Source organism: Streptomyces acidiscabies (assembly GCF_020010905.1).
In the GTDB taxonomy this organism is placed as follows: Bacteria; Actinomycetota; Actinomycetes; order Streptomycetales; family Streptomycetaceae; genus Streptomyces; species Streptomyces acidiscabies.
In genome coordinates this window covers 3,026,622-3,047,170 of the sequence record NZ_JAGJBY010000001.1, presented here as the reverse complement: position 1 = coordinate 3,047,170, position 20,549 = coordinate 3,026,622, and the positions used below count along the sequence as shown (strand labels likewise).

Sequence of the window (20,549 nt, the reverse complement as noted above, 5' to 3'; positions counted from 1 at the left end):
GTCAGGCGGTGATCAGAGCCGGCCGCCGACGAAGACCGTGAGGTCGACGAGGCGGTTGGAGTAGCCCCACTCGTTGTCGTACCAGCCGATGATCTTCACCTGCTTGCCCTGGACCATGGTCAGGGACGAGTCGAAGGTGCAGGACGCCGGCCAGTTGACGATGTCCGAGGAGACGATCGGGTCCTCGGTGTAGTCGAGGTAGCCCTTCAGCTCGCCCTGGGCCGCCTTCTGGAAGGCCGCGTTGACCTCTTCCTTCGTGACCACGCGCTCGGTCTCGACGACGAGGTCGGTGACGGAACCGGTCGGGACCGGGACGCGCATCGCCATGCCGTTGAGCTTGCCGGACAGCTCCGGGATGACCACGCCGAGGGCCTTCGCGGCGCCGGTGGACGCCGGGATGATGTTCTCGGCGGCGGCGCGGGCGCGGCGCAGGTCCTTGTGCGGGAAGTCCTGGAGGCGCTGGTCGCTGGTGTAGGCGTGGACCGTGGTCATCAGGCCCGAGACGATGCCGAAGTTCTCCAGGAGAACCTTGGCCATCGGCGCCACGCAGTTGGTGGTGCAGGAGGCGTTCGAAATGATGTCGTGCGCGCTCGCGTCGTACTTGTCCTCGTTGACGCCGAGCACGATGGTGATGTCCTCGTCGGTCGCCGGAGCGGAGATGAGGACCTTCTTGGCGCCGCCCGCGATGTGCTTGGCGGCGTCGGCGCGCTTGGTGAAGATGCCGGTCGACTCGATGACGATGTCGACCCCCAGGTCGCCCCACGGGATCTGGGCGGGGTCGCGCTCGGAAAGGACCTTGATGACATGACCGTCGACCGTGATGGTGTCGGCGGTGTGCGTGACCTCTGCCTTGAGACGGCCGAGGACCGTGTCGTACTTGAGCAGGTGGGCGGTGGTCGCGGTGTCACCCAGGTCGTTGACGGCCACGACCTCGATGTCGGCACCCTGCGCCAGCAGCGCGCGGAAGTAGTTGCGGCCGATACGGCCGAAGCCGTTGATGCCTACGCGGATCGTCACGAACCGATCTCCTCGTTGGTACGCCGGCCTTCGTCGCCGGCGAGCTGTTTTTGGGATGTCCCCGACCACCCCCGACCCTACCTCTCCGGGGCGGTGCCGGTGACATCGAGTCGTCCCATACGCGGCGAGGCGGTCCGTACCCACCAGTAGGGGTACGGACCGCCAGGACCCGGAAAACCTTTTCACACGATTCGGTCACGAATCATGGACGATCCTTGACCGGGCCGATTCACCTCTCAAGTGAGGCGAGGGCCTTTCCGATGAGCGCCTTGCGCTCCGCCGCCGTGGTCAGGTGCTCCAGGCCGAAGCCCAGCAGCACGGTGTCCTTCGTGGTGACGGCGCCGTACGTCTGGAACAGCGCGCCCGTGCGCGTCCAGTCCTTCAGCACGGCCGGGCTGCCCGCCGGGGGCCCGGTGACCTGCCAGGCGCCGAGCACGGTCTCGAAGCCCTCGGCCTGGGTCGCCGCGCCGCCCACGACGACGGAGGTGTCGTCGAGGAGCACGCCGTGGCCGCCGGTGCCCGGGTCGGTGACGTACGCGAACGACACCTCGACGCTCTTCCCGGCGTACGCGCTCAGGTCGAACTCGACCTGCTGCCAGCCGCTGGAGGTCCCGGTGAACGCGTTCCAGGCGCCCGAGGTCCCGGTGTTGGTGCAGGTGCTGCCGTTCAGGGTCAGGTAGTGGCTGAGCCAGGGGTGCTCGCCGATGTAGAAGCCGCCGCCGCACTCCGCCGGTACGGCCGTGCCGGTCGCGCCGCTCTTCTCCGGCAGGGTCGTCCAGTCGGCGCCGCCCGCGCTGTGCGCCTCGACGATCGCGTTGTCGTACCCCTGCTCGGTGTCCCAGAACAGCCGCGCCCGCAGCGTGGGCTGCTGGGCGGCGGTCACCGAGGTCAGGTCGATGGTCCGGGTCAGCCGCTTGTAGGCGTCGTCGGTGTGCACGGCCGCGGCCATGTACGACCCCGAGTACGGCCCGTACGGGTTGACCGTCCCGGCGTACTGCCCCGCGCCCGCGCTCGCGAACTGGGGGTACTTGTCGGCCGGGAGTTCGTCCGAGGTGACGCCGTACGTGCCCGCCTGGTCCAGCGGGTTGCCGGGGGCGCCGGCCAGCAGGCCGGAGAAGCCGGTCAGCTTCCCGGAGCCCGTGACACCGCTCGCGCCCGCGACCGACGTGCGCGAGTAGGCGCCCAGGTAGTACTGGCTGAAGTCGTCGGAGGGGGTGCCGTCGCCGAGGTCGACCGCGCCGCCGGCCCGCTCGCCGGCCTCGATCAGCTTGCCGCCCTCGTTGAGGTAGGCCCGCAGTTCGAGCTGCGTCGGGTTACCGGGGACGGCCGCGCCCGTGTAGTGCACGACCGTACGGAAGTGCTTCAGCACGCCGAGCGCGTCCGGCACGCCCTGCGTGGCCACGTCCCACACAACTGCCTTGCGGCCGTTGGCCTTCAGCGCGTCGACGTACGCCTGTGCCTGCGTCGCGGCGGCGCCCTCCTCGGCGACGACGAGCGTGTCGGCGGCGGCCCGCCGGGCGACCGTGTACGTGAACTTGCCGCTGGTGACCTTCTTGCCGGCCTTGGTCACGCCGGTGAACCACACCTGGACCTTGTCGCCGGGGTCGCCGTCGCGCACCTTCGCGCGGTACTCGTCGTAGAAGAGGTTGTCCTCCCCGCCGAACGTCTCCCCGCCCTTCCACGACCGCAGCCCCGTGCTGTGCGTACGGCCGCCGTTGACGCGGTACTTGAGCTCCTTGTCCCGCAGCGCCCTGCGGGCGACGACGGAGACCTCCTGGTCGGCGCCGCGCGAGTACGAGGTGGTGAAGGGGGCCGGGGTGAGGTCGGCGGCCTTCAGGCCCAGCGAGGACTTCGGCTGGTCCGGGGTCCCCGCGGACTCGGCGACCGAGAGCGCGAACGGGATGTTCTTCGCGAACTCCTGCTGGATCAGCTTCTCGTCGTCCGGGAACGTGAAGACCGAACGGCAGTCGGCCGCGTTCCACTGGTCGTTCGGGTCGAGGTCGGACGCGGTCTGGCACGTCGACATCTCCGGGGTGAACATCGCCATCCCGTTGACGTTCGACGCGTGCCCGTCGGCCTCGCCGTTCGTCGTGTACAGCTCCGAGGAGACCTGCGGGTGGTAGCCGGGGATCGCCGAGTTCTCCGGCGTACCGGCGAGCGCCTTGTAGACGACGTCGTCCGGGGTGTCCGTCGCGACCTGCCAGCCGACCCCGTACAGCAGCAGCTGGGCGGCGGAGTGGTAGTTGATGCCGTACGTGAACCCGATGCGCTTCTCGAAGGAGTCGAGCGCCTTCGTCTCCGGCTCGGAGGCGGGCGCGGTGCCCCGGTAGGTCTCGCTGGTCGGGTTGGGGGACGAACCCTCGTCGTCGTAGCCCCACCGGTAGGCGAAGTTGCGGTTCAGGTCGACGCCGTCGCCCGTCGCGATCACGCCGTCGCCGTTGTTGTCGCGCAGGTTCTTGCGCCACATGCGGGTGGAGGCGTCCTTGAACGTGTAGTCGTAGCCGTCCGGGTTGGCCGACGGCAGGAACCACAGCTCGGTGGAGTCGACGATCTTCCTGATCCGCTTGTCGTTCTTGTAGTTGTCCAGGTAGTAGTGCATCAGCCGCCGGGTCATCTCCGGGGTGATCCACTCGCGCGCGTGCTGGTTCGAGGCGTACAGGACGGCCGGCCTGCTGCCGTCCTTGGTCTTCTTCGCGCCCTTGGTGAGCTTCAGCGCGAGGATGTCCTGGCCGTTCACCGTCTTGCCGATGGAGACGACCTTCGTGAGGCCGGGGTTCTCCTGCGCGATGCGCAGGATCTCCTCCTTGAGGCCGCCGCTGCCGCTGTACTTGCGGAACACCCCGTCCGACGCGGCCTCCACGCGGCGCTCGGCCTTCGCGGAGAGGGTGTGCTCCGTGAGGTCGACGCCCTGCTTCTCCAGGGCGCCGGCCTGCTGGTCGGTGAGGTAGACCTCGACGGTCGCCTCGCCCTTGGCCGGGACCGCCTCACTCAGCTCGTGCCCGTCCTGGCCCGCCTTGAGCAGCAACGGCACCTGGGCCTTGGTGACTTCGGCACGGAAGACCTTGACCTCGTCCCCGTTCTTCATGGTCCCCGTGCTGCCCGGCTGCGCCTGCGCGATCGGCGCGACGGCGGCTCCGCCGGCCAGCAGCGCCCCTACGGCGAGGATCGATCTCGCTCTGCGTCTCATGAACTCCCCTAGCCCTGGTCCACCACATCGACGAACAGGTGCTCAGGCTCATGACAGGGGCACAGCTCCGTCAAGGGTGCCTCATGGGAAAACCATGCGGACGGGTCAATCTTCGGGGGTGTGGTGACGGAGGGTCAGAGAGTTGTGGGGCGGGGGTGGTTGGTGAGAAGTGTGTGCCTGCGGTGACCGAAAGGCGCCGCCCTCGGAGGCGACGCCCGATGCCGGCGGGTCAGCCCGCGAGGTTGTCGGCCAGCTCGTCGCTGAGGTTCGCCTCCGTGCTGGGGATGCCGAGGTCGGTCGCGCGCTTGTCGGCCATCGCGAGGAGACGGCGGATACGGCCGGCCACGGCGTCCTTGGTGAGCGGAGGGTCGGCGAGGGCGCCGAGCTCTTCGAGGGACGCCTGCTTGTGGTCCATGCGCAGCCGCCCGGCGGCGGCGAGGTGCTCGGGGACCTCCTCGCCGAGGATCTCCAGCGCGCGCTGCACCCGGGCCCCGGCGGCGACGGCGGCACGCGCCGAGCGGCGCAGGTTCGCGTCGTCGAAGTTGGCGAGGCGGTTCGCGGTGGCGCGGACCTCGCGCCGCATCCGGCGCTCCTCCCAGGCCAGCACCGACTCGTGCGCGCCGAGCCTGGTCAGCAGCGCCCCGATCGCGTCGCCGTCGCGGACGACGACCCGGTCCACGCCCCGCACCTCGCGGGCCTTCGCCCCGATGGAGAGCCTGCGGGCGGCGCCGACGAGGGCGAGCGCGGCCTCGGGGCCCGGGCAGGTCACCTCCAGGGAGGAGGAGCGGCCCGGCTCGGTGAGGGAGCCGTGCGCGAGGAAGGCCCCGCGCCAGGCCGCCTCGGCGTCACAGGTGGCCCCGGAGACGACCTGCGGGGGGAGCCCCCGGATCGGGCGTCCCCGGCCGTCCACGAGGCCCGTCTGGCGCGCGAGCTGATCGCCGCCGGCGACCACTCTCACGACGTAACGCGAACCCCTGCGCAGCCCGCCGGGTGCCATCACGATCAGTTCCGAGCTGTGCCCGAAGATCTCCAGGATGTCCCGTTTGAGCCGGCGGGCCGCCATCGCCGTGTCCAGCTCCGCCTCGATCACGATCCGCCCGCTCACGAGGTGCAGGCCGCCGGCGAACCGCAGGATGGCCGAGACCTCCGCTTTCCTGCAGCAGGTCCGGGTGACGGGGAGCCGGGAGATCTCGTCCTTCACCGCTGCCGTCATCGCCATGGGCCGATCCTTCCATGCATCCGAAAAATACGGTCGTACGCGGCGGCCAGCAGCTCCGGGTCGTGCCGAGGAGTCCCGTCGAGCCGAGCCACCGGCGCCAGCTCGACCGCGGCGCCGAACGGTTTGGCGGCGTCGGTCAGGGATTCGCGGTCGGGCACGGCGGCCTCGTCGGCCAGCACCACGTCCAGGGCGAGTTTAGGGGCGTGTCGCCCCAAAACCTCCAAATGACGCTGCGGGGAGAACCCGTCGGTTTCGCCGGGCTGGGGGGCGAGATTCAGCGCGAGCACCCGGCGCGCCTTCGTCTGCGTCAGGGCCTCCACCAGCTCCGGGACCAGCAGATGGGGCATGACGGAGGAGAACCAGGAACCGGGTCCGAGAACCACCCAGTCGGCGTCCCGTACGGCCTCCACGGCCTCCGGCACGGCGGGCGGGTCGTGCGGCACCAGGTGCACGGACTGCACCTCGCCGGGCGTCAGCGCGACCGTCGCCTGCCCGCGTACGGTGTCCACCTCGTCCGGCCGCTGTGGGTCGTGCCCCTTGACCAGGGCCTCCAGCTCCAGCGGGACCGCCGACATGGGCAGCACCCTGCCGTGCGCCCCGAGGAGCTTGCCGACCAGGTCGAGGGCCTGGACGTGGTCCCCGAGCTGCTCCCACAGGGCGACGATCAGGAGGTTGCCGACCGCGTGGCCGTTGATCTCGCCCTGGGACTGGAAGCGGTGCTGGACGACCCGGGCCCAGGTCTGGCCCCAGTCGTCGTCCCCGCACAGCGCGGCGAGCGCCTTGCGCAGGTCGCCGGGCGGGAGCACGCCCAGCTCGTCCCGCAGCCGACCGCTGGAGCCGCCGTCGTCGGCGACGGTGACAACGGCCGTGAGGTCGCCGGTGATCCGGCGCAGCGCGGCCAGCGAGGCCGACAGGCCCATGCCGCCGCCGAGCGCGACGACCTTGGGCTGCGCGCCCCTGCGGCGCGGTCTCGCCCCGCGCGCCTCGACCGGCCGTACCGCCCTGCCCGGCTGTCCGTCGGGCACCCCCCTGCGCAGCCGGCCCAGCCGCGGAGTACGTCCTGTCATTCCCGTCCCATGTCCCGGTGCACGACCACCGTCTCCACGCCCTCGGCCGCGAGTCGCGCGGCGAGCTTCTCCGACATCGCCACGGACCGGTGCTTGCCGCCCGTACAGCCGACGGCGATGGTCACGTACCGCTTGCCCTCACGACGGTAGCCCGCGGCAATCAGTTGGAGAAGTTCGGCGTACCGGTCGAGGAACTCCTTCGCGCCGGGCTGGCCGAGGACGTACGCCGAGACCTCCTCGTTCAGGCCGGTGTAGGGGCGCAGCTCCGGGACCCAGTGGGGGTTGGGGAGGAAGCGCATGTCGACGACCAGGTCGGCGTCCACGGGGAGGCCGTACTTGAAGCCGAACGACATGACCGTGGCCCGCAGCTCCGGTTCCTCCTCGCCCGCGAACTGGGCGTCCATCTTGGCGCGCAGCTCGTGGACGTTGAGGCTGGAGGTGTCGATCACCAGGTCGGCGTCCCCGCGCAGCTCGCGCAGCAGCTCGCGTTCGGCGTCGATGCCGTCGACGATGCGGCCGTCGCCCTGGAGGGGGTGCGGGCGGCGCACCGACTCGAAGCGGCGCACCAGCGCGTCGTCCGAGGACTCCAGGAACACGATCCGCCGGGTGACGTGCTTGGACTCCAGGTCGGCGAGGGACTCGCGGAGGTTGTCGAAGAAACGCCGGCCGCGGACGTCCACGACGACGGCGATCCTCGCCACGTTCCCCTGCGAGCGGGCGCCCAGCTCCACCATGGTGGGGATCAGGGCGGGCGGCAGGTTGTCGACGACGAACCAGCCGAGGTCCTCCAGGCACTTCGCGGCCGTCGAACGGCCGGCTCCCGACATGCCGGAGATGATCACCAGCTCGGGGATCGCCGCCTCGGGGATCCCGGGCTGCGGGGTGTCGGGCTGGGGGGTGTCGGGCGGCGGGGTGTCGGTACTCACCTGTGCTTCTTCCTGACGCTTCTCGTGCTCGTTCATGGCTCCTGTCCCCGTTCCTCGCGTCCTTCGCGCACTTCGTCTTCCATGATCTCTCCCGTGGCCGTGTTGACGGCGGGTGCCGCCGGGGCCGCCTGCGCGAGGGTCACGGCGATGGTCTCGGCCGTCTTGCGGCCTATGCCCGGAACCTCGCAGATCTGGTCGATCGTCGCGGAACGCAGCTTCTTCACCGAGCCGAAGTGCTTGATCAGCGCCTGCTTGCGGGTGTCGCCGAGTCCCGGTACGTCGTCCAGCGGGCCCGCCCGGAACCTCTTGGCCCGTTTGGTGCGCTGATACGTGATCGCGAACCGGTGCGCCTCGTCGCGCACGCGTTGCAGAAGGTACAGGCCCTCGCTGGTACGTGGCATGACCACCGGGTCGTCGTCGTCCGGCAGCCAGACCTCCTCCAGGCGCTTGGCGAGCCCGCAGACAGCGATGTCGTCGATGCCGAGTTCGTCCAGTGCGCGCTTGGCTGCCGCGACCTGGGGCTGACCGCCGTCGACCACCAGGAGCTGCGGGGGGTAGGCGAACTTCTTGGGGCGGCCGTCCTCTTCCGTGAAGGCGTTGCCCGGAGGGGTGTCACCAGGGGTGTCACCGGCATCGGTTGTCGTGTCCCCGTCCGTCCACTCGCCGGTCTTCTCCTTCTCCGCGAGGTAGCGGCGGAACCGGCGGGTGATCACCTCGTGCATGGACCGGACGTCGTCCTGGCCCTCGAAGCTCTTGATCTGGAAGCGGCGGTACTCGCTCTTGCGGGCCAGGCCGTCCTCGAAGACGACCATGGACGCCACGACGTCGTCGCCCTGGAGGTGGGAGATGTCGAAGCACTCGACGCGCAGGGGCGCGCTGTCCAGGCCGAGGGCCTCGGCGATCTCCTCCAGTGCGCGGGAGCGGGTCGTGAGGTCGGAGGCGCGCTTCGTCTTGTGCAGGACGAGGGCCTGCTGGGCGTTGCGCGCGACGGTCTCCATCAGGGCCCGCTTGTCGCCGCGCTGCGGGATGCGCAGCGAGACGGCGGCGCCGCGCCGCCCGGTCAGCCACTCCTGGACCGGCTCCACGGGCTCCGGCAGCGCGGGGACCAGGACCTCCTTGGGGACCGCGTCCCCGGTCTCCTCGCCGTAGAGCTGCTGGAGGGCGTGCTCCACGAGCCCTGCGGTCGTCACCGCCTCCACCCGGTCGGTGATCCAGCCGCGCTGGCCGCGCACCCGGCCGCCCCTGACGTGGAAGATCTGGACGGCCGCCTCCAGCTCGTCCTCCGCGACGGCGATCAGGTCGGCGTCGGTCGCGTCCGCGAGCACGACCGCGCTCTTCTCCATCGCCTTCTTGAGGGCCTCGATGTCGTCCCGCAGGCGGGCCGCCCGCTCGTACTCCATCTCGTCGGCCGCCGACGCCATCTGCTTCTCCAGCCGGCGCAGGTACGTCCCCGTCCGGCCCGTCATGAAGTCGCAGAACTCCTCGGCCAGTTCGCGGTGCTCCTCGGCGGAGACCTTCTCCACGCACGGCGCCGAGCACTTCCCGATGTACCCCAGCAGACACGGCCGGCCCGTCCGCGCCGCGTTCCTGAACACGCCCGCCGAGCACGTCCGCACCGGGAACACCCTCAGCAGCAGGTCCACCGTGTCCCGGATCGCCCACGCGTGCCCGTACGGCCCGAAGTACCGCACACCCTTCTTCTTCTGGCCCCGCATCACCTGGACCCGCGGGTACTCCTCGTTCATCGTCACCGCGAGGTACGGGTAGCTCTTGTCGTCCCGGTACTTCACGTTGAAGCGCGGGTCGTACTCCTTGATCCAGGAGTACTCCAGCTGGAGCGCCTCGACCTCCGTGGACACCACGGTCCACTCCACGGACGCCGCGGTCGTCACCATCGTCCGCGTCCGCGGATGCAGCCCGGCCAGGTCCTGGAAATAGCTCCCCAGCCGCTGCCGCAGGCTCTTGGCCTTCCCGACGTAGATGACCCGCCGGTGCTCGTCACGGAACCTGTACACCCCCGGAGACTCCGGGATCTCACCCGGCTTGGGGCGGTAGCTGGAGGGATCGGCCATACCCCCCACCCTACTGTCGCCGACTGACACTCAGACGTCGCGGAGAAGTCGGCCACGGACGAGGTCCCGCGGGGTGGGTGGGCCCGTTCCGGTCCATTCCGGTCACCCCTCTCGTCCACCCCCGTCACAACTGTTGTCGCCGCCTGAGCGACACGCTTCAATGCGGGGAACTCGGGGCCGTGAACAGCGTCGTACGGGTGAGCCGTAGGAAGAGGCAGAAAACCCTCCTGCGTCATCGGGGAGGCCCCGATCCACGAACGGTCTGACCAGCCGTTGTTCACAGAAAGGCCCCTCCATGCCGCACGCCGCACAGCACGCGGGCCCCTCCGACGTCACAGCGGAACTGGACACGGCCCTGCGAGGCGGCCCCTTCCACGTCGCCCTGCGGGCCGCGATAGCCGCACGCGGCCTGCCCCTGCAACGCGTCCAGCACCATCTCTCCCGCTACGGCGTCAGAGTCGGTGTCACCAGCCTGAGTTACTGGCAGCAGGGTGCCCGCCGCCCCCAGCGCCCGGAGTCCCTGCGCGCCGTCCGCGCCCTGGAGGAGATCCTCCATCTGCCGGAGGAGTCCCTGATCCGCCTCCTCGCGGAGGCCGAGGGCGACGCCGCCCCCGGCCGCCCCGCCGCCCGCTCCTACCGCGCCCTCCTCCAGGCCACCGACGTCATGGAGCGTCTCCTCACCGACCTGGGCTGCCCGCTCGACCCCGGCCTCCAGACCATCGGCCACCACGAACGCGTCCGCATCGGCGCCGGCCGTGAACTCCTCAGCCGCGAGGCCCACCACATCGTCCGCGCCCACCGCGACGGAGTCGACCGCTTCGTCGCCGTCCACCACGGCGACCCCGGCTGCACCCCGGACCGGATGGAGGTGCGCGCCCTGGAGAACTGCCGCACCGGCCGCGTCCGCCACCACCAGGAGACCGGCATCCTCGTCGCCGAGCTGCTCTTCGACACCCGGCTGCGCCCCGGCGACACCTTCCTCTTCCGCTACGAGGTGGAGGACGGCACCGCCGGCGCCTCCCGCGAGTACGTCCACGACGTCAACCTCGCGGGCGGCCAGTACGTCCTCCAGGTCCAGTTCGACGAACAGGCCCTCCCCGCCCGCTGCCACCGCTTCACCCAGCACTCCTACGCCGCCCCGCGCACCGGCCGCCACTCCCTCCCCCTCAGCGGCAGCCACCACTCGGTCCACCTGGTCGAACCCCGCCTGCGCACCGGCATAGTGGGCATCGGCTGGGACTGGGAGTAACCGGTCTCGCCCAGAGCGGCCCGTCACCCCGGAGCCCCGAACTCCGGGGCCGCTCCCCGCTCGCCGTCACCTGACTCGGCCCGCCCCACCCCGTCCGGCCTGACGCGTTCCCTCCAGACGTAAACGCTTACGCAAGCGTTTACGTCCCCCGGAAATTGCGATACCTTCCCGGCCGTACCGACACCCGTACCGCCCGCCGAGGGGAGCCCACCATGGCGACCATGGCCGATGTCGCCCGGCACGCGGGGGTCTCCGTCGCCACCGTGTCCCACGTCCTCAACGACACCCGCCCGGTCCTCCCGCACACCCGCCGGGCCGTCCTCGACGCGGTCGACGCCCTCGGCTACACGCCGAACACCCTGGCCCGCTCCCTCGTCACCTCCCGCACCCGCTCCATCGGCCTCGCGGTGTCGACGCTCACCAACCCGTACTTCACCCAGATCCTCCAGGGCGTGGAGACAGCGGCCCTGGAGCACGGCTACAGCCTCCTGATAGCCGACCCCCACGACGACCCCGCCCACGAGCGCACCGTCGTCCAGCTCCTGCACGAGCGCCGGGTCGACGGGCTCGTCGTCGCCCCTTCCGCCGACCCGCGCGGCCTCGTCTCCTACCTCACCCGCCACCGCGTCCCCACGGTCCTCCTCGACCGTGTCCTCGACGCCCCGCCCGGTGCCGGCCCCCTCTTCGACCAGGTCTGCGCGGACAACACCGAGCCGACCGCCGGCCTCGTCACCCACCTCGCGGCCCTCGGCCACCGCCGCATCGCCCTCATCGCCGGCCACCCCGGCCTCAGCACCACCACGGAACGCGTTACCGGCTACCGCCAGGCCCTCACTACGGCCGGCCTCTCCTTCGATCCCCACCTCGTCGCCCACGCGCCCACCCTCCGCAGCGGCCCTGCGCTCCCGGCCTCCGCCGACCGCCTCCCTCACACCGGCTCCGACGCCCCGGACGCCCTCCTTCCCGCCACGCCTCTCAGCACCGCTCCTCCACAGCCTGCCTCCGCGATCCCGGGCGCCCTCGCACACCCCGCACACCCTGCCTCCCCCTCCGCCGAGCAGGCGACCGCCGCCCTCCTCGCCCTCCCCGACCCGCCCACCGCCCTCGTCACCGGCAACGACGCCATCACCCTCGGTGCCCTGACCGCCCTGCGGGCCCGCGGGCTCACCGTGCCCGGCGATCTCGCCCTGTGCTGTTTCGACGACTTTCCCTGGGCCGACCTCCTCTCTCCCCGTCTCACCGCCGTCGCCCAGCCCGGCCGGGAGATCGGGGCCCGTGCCGTCCGTCTGCTCCTGGACCGCCTCGCCGAGCCGGCCCGTCCGACCCGCACCGTCCGCCTCCCTTCCGTCTTCGTCCACCGCACCTCGTGCGGCTGCCCCGAACAGCCCCTCGGCAGCGAGCGGTCCACGCACCGCCAGAGAGGAACCGACTCGTGATCGTCGTCACCGGAGAAGCCCTGATCGACCTGGTCCCGCTCGGCGAGGGCGCCCTCGCCGAACTCCAGCCGGCGCTGGGCGGCGGGCCGTACAACACCGCGGTGGCCCTCGGCCGCCTCGGCTCCCCCACCGCGTTCCTCTCCCGCACCTCCACCGACCCCTTCGGGAACGCCCTGCTGGAGGGGCTGCGCTCCTCGGGCGTCGACGTCTCCCATGTGCAGCGCGGCCCGGAGCCGACCACGCTGGCCGCCGCGACCCTGGACGAGAACGGGGCCGCCGCCTACTCCTTCTACGTCGACGGCACCGCCGACCGCCTCTTCACGGCGCCGGCCGAACTGCCCCCGGGGACGGAGGCGGTGGCCTTCGGCACCTGTTCGCTCGTCCTGGAGCCGGGGGCGAGCGCCTACGAGCGGCTGATGCGCGACGCCTCCGCCAAGGGCCTGTTCACGCTGCTGGACCCGAACATCCGCCCCGGCCTGATCTCCGACCCGGACGCCTACCGCGCCCGCTTCCGGGGCTGGCTGCCTCATGTCACCCTCCTCAAACTGTCCGAGGACGACATGCGCTGGCTGGCCGTCACCCCGCTCGACCTGCTGGCCTCCGGTCCGTCCGCCGTCGTCGTCACGCACGGCTCGGCCGGGCTGTCCCTGTTCCTCCCGGGCGGGAAGGTGTATCCGGTGCCCGGCGACGAGGTGGCGGTGGTGGACACCATCGGCGCGGGCGACACCGTGAACGCGGCGCTTCTGCATGGCCTGTCGGAGATGGGGGTGCTCTCGGCCGCCGCGATGGGGGGACTCAGTTACGAGGCCTGGCACCGGCTCCTGAGCTTCGCCGCGCGCGCCGCGGCACTGACCTGCTCCCGGGCGGGGGCGGAACCGCCGTACGCCTCCGAACTGGAGGACTTCTGACTCGCACGCTGTGGCGTTGTCAAGGTTCGCCTGTCTGATGGTGGAACGGACGGCGCCCCACGGGGAGTTCCCGTGGGGCGCCGACTTTTTCACCTTTTATTTGGCTTTTCTGGCCACAGCCGCCTTCTTCGCCGGAGCCGCCTTCTTCGCCGGTGCGGCCTTCTTCGCCGCGACCGCCTTCCGCGGCGCCTTCACCTGCACCGCGTCGCTGACCCGGTCCGCGCCGAGGATCTCGCGCAAGAACTTGCCGGTGTGGCTGGCCGGAACGCCCGCGATCTCCTCCGGCGTGCCCTCGGCGACGACGACGCCGCCGCCCGCGCCGCCCTCGGGGCCCATGTCGACGACCCAGTCCGCGGTCTTGATGACGTCGAGGTTGTGCTCGATGACGATGACCGAGTTGCCCTTGTCGACCAGACCGGAGAGGACCTTCAGGAGCTTGCTGATGTCCTCGAAGTGCAGACCGGTGGTCGGCTCGTCCAGGACGTAGACGGTCCGCCCGGTGGACCGGCGCTGGAGTTCGCTCGCGAGCTTGACGCGCTGGGCCTCGCCGCCGGAGAGCGTGGTGGCGGACTGGCCGAGACGGACGTAGCCGAGGCCGACGTCCTTGAGCGTGCCGAGGTGCCGGGAGATCGAGGGGACCGCCTCGAAGAAGGCCGTGGCCTCCTCGATCGGCATGTTCAGGACCTCGGCGATGGACTTGCCCTTGTAGTGGACCTCCAGGGTCTCCCGGTTGTAGCGGGCGCCGTGGCAGACCTCGCACGGGACGTAGACGTCCGGGAGGAAGTTCATCTCGATCTTGATCGTGCCGTCGCCCGCGCAGTTCTCGCAGCGACCGCCCTTGACGTTGAAGGAGAAGCGGCCGGGCAGGTAGCCGCGGACCTTCGCCTCGCTGGTCTCGGCGAACAGCTTGCGGATGTGGTCGAAGACGCCCGTGTACGTCGCCGGGTTGGAGCGCGGGGTGCGGCCGATGGGCGACTGGTCGACGTGGACGACCTTGTCGACGAGGTCGTCGCCGTCCACGCGCGTGTGCCGGCCGGGGACGCTCCTCGCGCCGTTCAGCTCGCGCGCCAGGTGCGTGTACAGGATGTCGTTGACCAGCGTGGACTTGCCGGAGCCCGAGACGCCCGTGACGGCGGTGAAGACGCCGAGCGGGAAGGAGACGTCGATGTCCTTGAGGTTGTTCTCGCGGGCGCCGTGGACCGTGAGCTGCCGGGCGGGGTCGCGCGGGCGGCGAACGTCCGGCAGCGGGATGGACTTGCGGCCCGAGAGGTACTGCCCGGTCTGCGACTCGGCGTTGTCGAGCAGCTCCTTGTAGGAGCCGCTGTGGACGACCTTGCCGCCGTGCTCACCGGCGCCGGGGCCGATGTCGACGACCCAGTCGGCGACCTTGATGGTGTCCTCGTCGTGCTCGACGACGATGAGGGTGTTGCCCATGTCGCGCAGCCGCACCAGCGTCTCGATGAGCCGGTGGTTGTCGCGCTGGTGCAGGCCGATGGACGGCTCGTCGAGGACGTAGAGGACGCCGACGAGTCCGGAGCCGATCTGGGTGGCGAGGCGGATGCGCTGGGCCTCGCCGCCGGAGAGCGTGCCGGCCGCGCGGTTCAGCGAGAGGTAGTCGAGGCCGACGTCGACCAGGAACCGCAGCCGCTCGTTGACCTCCTTGAGGACGCGCTCGGCGATCTTCTTGTCGCGCGCGCTGAGCCTCAGTTCGCCCAGGAAGTCCGCGCAGTCGCTGATGGACATCCCGGAGACCTCGGCGATGGACTTCCCCATGACCGTGACCGCGAGGACGATCGGCTTGAGGCGGGTGCCCTCGCAGGTCGGGCAGGGCACCTCGCGCATGTAGCCCTCGAAGCGCTCGCGGCTGGCGTCGCTCTCGGACTCGCCGTGCCGGCGCTTCACGAACGGGACGGCGCCCTCGAAGGGCGTCGTGTAGACCCGCTCGCGGCCGTACCGGTTGCGGTAGCGGACCTCGATCTGCGTCTTGTGGCCGTACAGCAGGGCCTTCTTGGCGCGCTGCGGGAGGCCCGCGAAGGGGATGTCCGTACGGAACCCCAGCGCGTCGGCGAGGGCGCCGACCAGGCGGCCGAAGTAGTCCTTCGTGTGGCCGTGGGACCAGGGGTGGATGGCGCCCTCGTCGAGGGACTTGTCCTCGTCCGGGACGATCAGCTCGGCGTCGACCTCCATGCGCGTGCCGATGCCGCTGCACTCGGGACAGGCGCCGAAGGGCGAGTTGAAGGAGAAGGAGCGGGGCTCCAGCTCCTCGAAGGAGAGGTCGTCGTACGGGCAGTACAGGTGCTCCGAGTACATGCGCTCGCGCTCGGGGTCGTCCGCCGGGAGGTCGACGAAGTCGAGGACGACCATGCCGCCGGACAGGCCGAGCGCGGTCTCGACGGAGTCGGTGAGGCGGCGCTTGGCGCCTTCCTTGACCGTGAGGCGGTCGACGACCACCTCGATGGTGTGCTTCTCCTGCTTCTTGAGGACGGGCGGCTCGGAGAGCTGGATCGTCTCGCCGTCGACACGCGCGCGGGAGTAGCCCTTGGTCTGGAGGTCGGCGAAGAGGTCGACGAACTCGCCCTTGCGCTCGCGCACGAGCGGCGAGAGGACCTGGAAGCGGCTGCCCTCGGGAAGCTCCAGGACCTTGTCGACGATGGCCTGCGGCGACTGGCGCGAGATCGGGCGACGGCACTGGGGGCAGTGCGGTTTGCCGATGCGGGCGAAGAGCAGTCGCAGGTAGTCGTAGACCTCGGTGATCGTGCCGACCGTGGAGCGGGGGTTGCGCGAGGTCGACTTCTGGTCGATCGAGACGGCCGGGGAGAGGCCCTCGATGAAGTCGACGTCGGGCTTGTCCATCTGGCCGAGGAACTGGCGGGCGTACGAGGAGAGGGACTCCACGTAGCGCCGCTGGCCCTCCGCGAAGATCGTGTCGAAGGCGAGGGAGGACTTGCCCGAACCGGACAGGCCCGTGAAGACGATGAGCGAGTCACGGGGCAGGTCGAGCGAGACGTTCTTCAGATTGTGCTCGCGCGCGCCACGGACGATGAGACGGTCGGCCACGCCGGTCCGCACCTTTCTTGAGAGAAGTGACAGGGGCGGGGCCCCCGTCTTTCCCAGACTAGGGGGAGCCACTGACAACGCCGGTCGGATGCACGGGTTGCGAACAATCCCCTGCCGTCCAGCATGCCCGACGCCTGCAAGTCACCGTATCGCACATACATTCGATTCACGGTGCCCACAAGACACCTTCACCCGATGGAGTGACGGGGCTAGGGTCGGCCCCATGACTGATCACGTGCGTGACCTGGACTCGGTACGGGACGCGACGGAGCGGCTGCTGAGCGCGGTCGCCGGGCTGGACAACGCGTCGGTCGCCGAACCGTCACGGTTGCCGGGCTGGAGCCGTGGCCACGTCCTCGCCCACCTGGCCCGCAACGCCGACGCTCTGGTGGACGTCCTGGGCGGTCGCCCGATGTACGCGACCGCCGAGGCCCGGGACGCGGACATCGAGCGGGACGCCCCGCGCGCGCTGGAGGTCCACCTCGCCGACCTGCGCGCGAGCAACGCGCGCTTCCTGGCCGCCGGTGACGCCCCGGCCGACTGGTCGCGGACGGTGACCCTGCGCAACGGCGTCACGGACAGCGCGGCCCGGATCCCGTTCCGGCGCTGGGTCGAGGTCGAGCTGCACCACGTGGACCTGGGCATCGGGTACGGCCTGACGGATCTCCCGGAGGACTTCACGGAGCGGGAGATCGCCTTCCTCGCCGACCGGTACGCCGCCCTCGCCGCCGTACCGCCGACCCTCCTGACGGACGGCACGCGCGCGTGGCGCACGGGCCGGGCCGGGGACTCCCCCGAGGTGACCGTCACGGGCTCCGGCGCCGAGTTGCTGGGCTGGCTCGCGGGGCGTCCCGGGGCGCCGGCGCCGGTCGCCGACGGCGGCCTCCTGCCGACGCTGCCCCCGCTATAGGCTGCGGTCATGACGTACAGCGGACAGGTGACGGTCGGCGGCGCGGCGGACGTGCACGAGCTCAAGGACCTGATGATCACCAAGATCGCGGTCGGCCCGATGAACAACAACGCCTATCTGCTGCGCTGCCGGGCCACGGACGAGCAGTTGCTGATCGACGCGGCGAACGACGCGCACACCCTGCTCGGGACGATCGGCGACGACGGCATCGCGTCCGTCGTCACGACCCACCAGCACGGCGACCACTGGCAGGCGCTCGCGGAGGTCGTGGCGGCCACCGGCGCGCGCACGTACGCGGGGCGCGCGGACGCCGAGGGCATCCCGGTGCCGACGGACGTCCCTGTCGACGACGGCGACGTGATCCGGGTGGGCCGGGTGGAGCTGACCGCGCGTCACCTGGTGGGGCACACGCCGGGGTCGATCGCGCTGGTCTACGACGACCCGCACGGCCATCCGCACGTGTTCACCGGCGACTGCCTGTTCCCCGGCGGGGTGGGCAACACCCGCAAGGACCCGGAGGCGTTCGCGAGCCTCATCCACGACGTGGAGACGAAGATCTTCGCCGTCCTCCCGGACGAGACGTGGGTCTACCCGGGCCACGGCGACGACACGACCCTGGGCGCCGAGCGCCCGCAGCTCCCGGAGTGGCACGCGCGCGGGTGGTAAGGCGGGGCCCGCACCCCGTACGAACGCCTCCGCGCCCCGTGTGAATCGCGCACCCGCGCCGGACCGCCGCACGCGCTCCCCGCGCGCGTGTGCGTGCGGTCCACTGGTGCACGTGCCCCGCGCGGGAAGACGGCTCCCGCTCGGCAAGGGCCGCCGGTCTCTCGCATTCCCCGCCCTTGACCGGCGGCCCAGGCACATCCTTCGCGGCCCCGTTCACATGAGCGCAACAGGCGTTCCCACTATGCGGACACCTACTGTCGTGAACTGGACAATCCGGCGCTTTCGCTGCCACTCTCCGGCCATGCGCCTCGTCCCCCGTGTCCAGCGCCGTGCTCTCACGGCCGCCGCCGTCGCCCTCCTCGCCAGCGCCGTGGGCTGTGCTCCCCAGTCGGACGACAAGGCCGGTGCGACGCCCTCCGGTTCGTCGTCCGGCGCCGCGTGCGCGAAGGGCGCCCTGGCGACCACGGCGTCCGGCAAGCTGACCGTCGGCACCGACACGCCCGCGTACGAGCCGTGGTTCAAGGACGACAAGCCGTCCAACGGCCAGGGCTTCGAGTCGGCCGTCACCTACGCGGTGGCCCAGCAGCTCGGTTACGACAAGGGCGCCGTCGTCTGGCAGACCGTGCCGTTCAACAAGGCGTTCGCGCCCGGTGTGAAGACCTTCGACTTCGACATCAACCAGGTGTCGATCAGCGCCGAGCGCAAGAAGGCCGTCGACTTCTCGTCCGGCTACTACGACGTCCGCCAGGCCGTGATCGCGCTGAAGGGCACCAAGGCCGCGCAGGCGAAGAGCCTGGCCGACCTGAAGGGCCTCAAGCTGGGCGCCCAGGTCGGCACGACGAGCCTGGAGTACATCCAGGACGTCGTGAAGCCGGGGCAGGAGGCCGCCGCGTACGCCAAGAACGACCAGGCCAAGGCCGCGCTCCAGAACAAGCAGGTCGACGCGATCGTCGTGGACCTGCCGACCGCGTTCTACATCACCGGCGCGGAGGTCACCGACGCCACGATCGTCGGCCAGTTCGAGAACCGGAGCGGCGCCACCGAGCAGTTCGGGCTGGTCCTCGACAAGGGCAGCGCGCTCACGCCCTGTGTGACGGCCGCCGTGGACGCCCTGCGCAAGGACGGCACGCTCGCGAAGCTGGAGCAGCAGTGGCTGTCCGACGCTGTCGACGCCCCGGTGCTCAAGTGACGGTCGCCAAGGCCGAGGAGGAGCACGCGTACGCCCCGTCGGAGCGCCGTCTGGAGCGTGAGCGCTACCGGCGCGCGCGTGCGCGCAGGGCGACGGCGATCGCCGCGCTGTCGACGCTCGTCGTCGCCGTGGTGCTCTATCTGGTCGTCGTCAACGCGCCGGGCTGGCAGCGCACCAAGGAGACGTTCTTCGACGGGCACTACGCGCGCGAGGCGCTGCCCAAGGTCCTCGAAGGGCTGTGGCTGAACCTGCGGCTGCTGGTGGTCTGCGGGGCGGCCGTCCTGGTGCTGGGGATGCTCATCGCCATCGCGCGCACGCTGCGCGGCCCGGTCTTCTTCCCGCTGCGGGTGCTCGCCGCCGCCTACACGGACTTCTTCCGGGGCCTGCCGCTGATCATCAACCTGATGATCGTCGTCCTGGGCGTCCCCGCGCTGCGCCTCCAGGGGGTGACGGTCGATCCGGTGCTGCTGGGCGGTACGGCGCTGACGCTGACGTACTCGGCGTACGTCGCGGAGGTGTTCCGCGCGGGCATCGAGTCCGTGCATCCCTCGCAGCGCGCGGCGGCCCGCTCGCTGGGTCTGTCGAACCGGCAGGCGCTGCGTCACGTGGTGCTGCCGCAGGCGGTGCGCCGTCAGGTGCCGCCGCTGCTGAACGACCTGGTGTCCCTCCAGAAGGACACCGGCCTGGTGTCGATCGGCGGCGCGATCGACGCCGTACGCGCGGCGGACATCATCGTCGGGCGCAGCCTGAACTACACGCCGTACATCGTCGCGGGGCTGCTGTTCGTGGCGCTGACGATCCCGATGACCCGGTTCACGGACTGGGTGACGGCGCGGATGGACCGTCAGCGGTCCCAGGGAGGTACGGCATGAGCGGCGCGCCGGTGCTGCGGATGGAGTCCGTGCGCAAGACGTTCGGCGAGTCCGTCGTCCTCAGGGACGTCGATCTGGAGGTCGCCCCGCACACCGTGACCGCGCTGATCGGCGCCTCCGGTTCGGGCAAGTCGACGCTGCTGCGGTGCGCGAACCTGCTGGAGGACATCGACGACGGCGCGATCTGGCTGGACGGCGAGGAGATCACCGACCCGCGCGCGGACCAGGACGCGGTGCGGCGCCGGATCGGCGTGGTCTTCCAGTCGTACAACCTGTTCCCGCACATGACGGTCCTGGAGAACATCACGCTCGCCCCGCGCCGCGTCCACGGCGTGCCCCGCGAGGAGGCCGAGGAGCGGGCCAGGGAGCTGCTGGAGCGCCTCGGACTGGCCGGCAAGGCGTCCGACTACCCCGACAGGCTCAGCGGCGGCCAGCAGCAGCGCGTGGCGATCGTGCGCGCTCTCGCCGTACGGCCCCGGCTGCTGCTCCTCGACGAGATCACCGCCGCGCTCGACCCGGAGCTGGTGGGCGAGGTCCTGAACGTCGTCCGCGACCTGAAGGGCGACGGGATGACGATGGTGCTGGCCACCCACGAGATGGGCTTCGCGCGCGAAGTCGCCGACCAGGTCTGCTTCCTGGACGGCGGGGTCGTGCTGGAGCGCGGCAGCGCCGAGCAGATCTTCGGCGCCCCGCAGCAGGAGCGAACCCAGCGGTTCCTGCGGCGGATCGTGGAGGCCGGTCGCCTGTAGAGAGGCATGGGTAAGGGGCGTCAGC

At 70.9% G+C, this 20,549-nt stretch carries 15 protein-coding genes; 8 read left to right on the top strand and 7 right to left on the bottom strand.

Annotated elements, in window-relative coordinates:
• Nucleotides 1-12: 12 nt before the first annotated feature.
• The 6 genes from gap to uvrC form a co-directional block, all read right to left on the bottom strand.
• Nucleotides 13-1,017 carry a type I glyceraldehyde-3-phosphate dehydrogenase gene (gap, locus tag J8M50_RS14205; RefSeq protein WP_010352472.1) on the bottom strand — a complete coding sequence of 335 codons (1,005 nt, stop codon included), beginning with the start codon at nucleotides 1,015-1,017 and terminating at the stop codon, nucleotides 13-15.
• Nucleotides 1,018-1,246: 229 nt separating this feature from the next.
• On the bottom strand, nucleotides 1,247-4,204 hold the full coding sequence (locus tag J8M50_RS14200) for a M14 family metallopeptidase (RefSeq protein WP_010352473.1): 2,958 nt from the start codon (nucleotides 4,202-4,204) through the stop codon (nucleotides 1,247-1,249).
• Between the two features lie 229 nt (nucleotides 4,205-4,433).
• Nucleotides 4,434-5,423: a DNA-binding protein WhiA gene (gene whiA / locus J8M50_RS14195; protein WP_010352474.1), complete on the bottom strand. Its 990-nt coding sequence runs from the start codon at nucleotides 5,421-5,423 to the stop codon at nucleotides 4,434-4,436.
• Nucleotides 5,414-6,490, bottom strand: coding sequence for a gluconeogenesis factor YvcK family protein (locus J8M50_RS14190; RefSeq protein WP_029183681.1), 1,077 nt, complete (start codon nucleotides 6,488-6,490; stop codon nucleotides 5,414-5,416). The genes whiA and J8M50_RS14190 overlap by 10 nt, the downstream gene beginning before the upstream one ends.
• Nucleotides 6,487-7,452 carry an RNase adapter RapZ gene (rapZ, locus tag J8M50_RS14185; protein ID WP_010352477.1) on the bottom strand — a complete coding sequence of 322 codons (966 nt, stop codon included), beginning with the start codon at nucleotides 7,450-7,452 and terminating at the stop codon, nucleotides 6,487-6,489. The genes J8M50_RS14190 and rapZ overlap by 4 nt, the downstream gene beginning before the upstream one ends.
• Nucleotides 7,449-9,488 (bottom strand): excinuclease ABC subunit UvrC, encoded by a 2,040-nt coding sequence (gene uvrC / locus J8M50_RS14180; RefSeq protein ID WP_010352478.1) that lies wholly within the window; start codon nucleotides 9,486-9,488, stop codon nucleotides 7,449-7,451. Before uvrC ends, rapZ begins: the two co-directional genes overlap by 4 nt.
• A gap of 295 nt (nucleotides 9,489-9,783) precedes the next feature.
• Between uvrC and J8M50_RS14175 the strand changes: the two genes are divergently transcribed.
• From J8M50_RS14175 to J8M50_RS14165, 3 genes are all read left to right on the top strand, one after another.
• Entirely contained in the window at nucleotides 9,784-10,737 is a 954-nt protein-coding gene (locus J8M50_RS14175; RefSeq protein WP_010352479.1) for a hypothetical protein, read from the top strand.
• A 212-nt stretch (nucleotides 10,738-10,949) separates the two neighbouring features.
• Nucleotides 10,950-12,173: a LacI family DNA-binding transcriptional regulator gene (locus tag J8M50_RS14170; protein ID WP_010352481.1), complete on the top strand. Its 1,224-nt coding sequence runs from the start codon at nucleotides 10,950-10,952 to the stop codon at nucleotides 12,171-12,173.
• On the top strand, nucleotides 12,170-13,081 hold the full coding sequence (locus J8M50_RS14165; RefSeq protein WP_010352482.1) for a carbohydrate kinase family protein: 912 nt from the start codon (nucleotides 12,170-12,172) through the stop codon (nucleotides 13,079-13,081). Before J8M50_RS14170 ends, J8M50_RS14165 begins: the two co-directional genes overlap by 4 nt.
• Before the next feature lie 96 nt (nucleotides 13,082-13,177).
• On the opposite strand, the gene uvrA is transcribed toward J8M50_RS14165, so the two are convergent.
• Complete coding sequence (gene uvrA, locus J8M50_RS14160; protein WP_029183682.1) at nucleotides 13,178-16,138, bottom strand: excinuclease ABC subunit UvrA; 2,961 nt, start codon at nucleotides 16,136-16,138, stop codon at nucleotides 13,178-13,180.
• A 223-nt stretch (nucleotides 16,139-16,361) separates the two neighbouring features.
• Between uvrA and J8M50_RS14155 the strand changes: the two genes are divergently transcribed.
• The 5 genes from J8M50_RS14155 to J8M50_RS14135 all read left to right on the top strand — a co-directional run bounded on the left by J8M50_RS14155 (nucleotide 16,362) and on the right by J8M50_RS14135 (nucleotide 20,524).
• On the top strand, nucleotides 16,362-17,048 hold the full coding sequence (locus J8M50_RS14155) for a maleylpyruvate isomerase family mycothiol-dependent enzyme (protein WP_010352485.1): 687 nt from the start codon (nucleotides 16,362-16,364) through the stop codon (nucleotides 17,046-17,048).
• A gap of 9 nt (nucleotides 17,049-17,057) precedes the next feature.
• Complete coding sequence (locus tag J8M50_RS14150) at nucleotides 17,058-17,714, top strand: MBL fold metallo-hydrolase (protein ID WP_010352486.1); 657 nt, start codon at nucleotides 17,058-17,060, stop codon at nucleotides 17,712-17,714.
• A gap of 301 nt (nucleotides 17,715-18,015) precedes the next feature.
• A complete protein-coding gene (locus tag J8M50_RS14145; protein WP_010352487.1) occupies nucleotides 18,016-18,903 on the top strand; it encodes an ABC transporter substrate-binding protein in 888 nt (295 codons plus the stop codon).
• Complete coding sequence (locus tag J8M50_RS14140; protein ID WP_010352488.1) at nucleotides 18,900-19,775, top strand: amino acid ABC transporter permease; 876 nt, start codon at nucleotides 18,900-18,902, stop codon at nucleotides 19,773-19,775. The genes J8M50_RS14145 and J8M50_RS14140 overlap by 4 nt, the downstream gene beginning before the upstream one ends.
• The gene (locus J8M50_RS14135) at nucleotides 19,772-20,524 is read left to right on the top strand and encodes an amino acid ABC transporter ATP-binding protein (RefSeq protein ID WP_010352490.1); all 753 of its coding nucleotides are present in this window, start codon (nucleotides 19,772-19,774) and stop codon (nucleotides 20,522-20,524) included. The genes J8M50_RS14140 and J8M50_RS14135 overlap by 4 nt, the downstream gene beginning before the upstream one ends.
• Nucleotides 20,525-20,549: the final 25 nt, after the last annotated feature.

Excerpts from the sequence above, each read along its gene's own strand:
- J8M50_RS14200 (WP_010352473.1), bottom strand. The coding sequence starts at position 4,204 with ATGAGACGCAGAGCGAGATCGATCCTCGCCGTAGGGGCGCTGCTGGCC.
- whiA (WP_010352474.1), bottom strand. The coding sequence starts at position 5,423 with ATGGCGATGACGGCAGCGGTGAAGGACGAGATCTCCCGGCTCCCCGTC.
- J8M50_RS14190 (WP_029183681.1), bottom strand. The coding sequence starts at position 6,490 with ATGACAGGACGTACTCCGCGGCTGGGCCGGCTGCGCAGGGGGGTGCCC.
- rapZ (WP_010352477.1), bottom strand. The coding sequence starts at position 7,452 with ATGAACGAGCACGAGAAGCGTCAGGAAGAAGCACAGGTGAGTACCGAC.
- uvrC (WP_010352478.1), bottom strand. The coding sequence starts at position 9,488 with ATGGCCGATCCCTCCAGCTACCGCCCCAAGCCGGGTGAGATCCCGGAG.
- J8M50_RS14175 (WP_010352479.1), top strand. The coding sequence starts at position 9,784 with ATGCCGCACGCCGCACAGCACGCGGGCCCCTCCGACGTCACAGCGGAA.
- J8M50_RS14170 (WP_010352481.1), top strand. The coding sequence starts at position 10,950 with ATGGCGACCATGGCCGATGTCGCCCGGCACGCGGGGGTCTCCGTCGCC.
- J8M50_RS14155 (WP_010352485.1), top strand. The coding sequence starts at position 16,362 with ATGACTGATCACGTGCGTGACCTGGACTCGGTACGGGACGCGACGGAG.
- J8M50_RS14150 (WP_010352486.1), top strand. The coding sequence starts at position 17,058 with ATGACGTACAGCGGACAGGTGACGGTCGGCGGCGCGGCGGACGTGCAC.
- J8M50_RS14145 (WP_010352487.1), top strand. The coding sequence starts at position 18,016 with ATGCGCCTCGTCCCCCGTGTCCAGCGCCGTGCTCTCACGGCCGCCGCC.
- J8M50_RS14135 (WP_010352490.1), top strand. The coding sequence starts at position 19,772 with ATGAGCGGCGCGCCGGTGCTGCGGATGGAGTCCGTGCGCAAGACGTTC.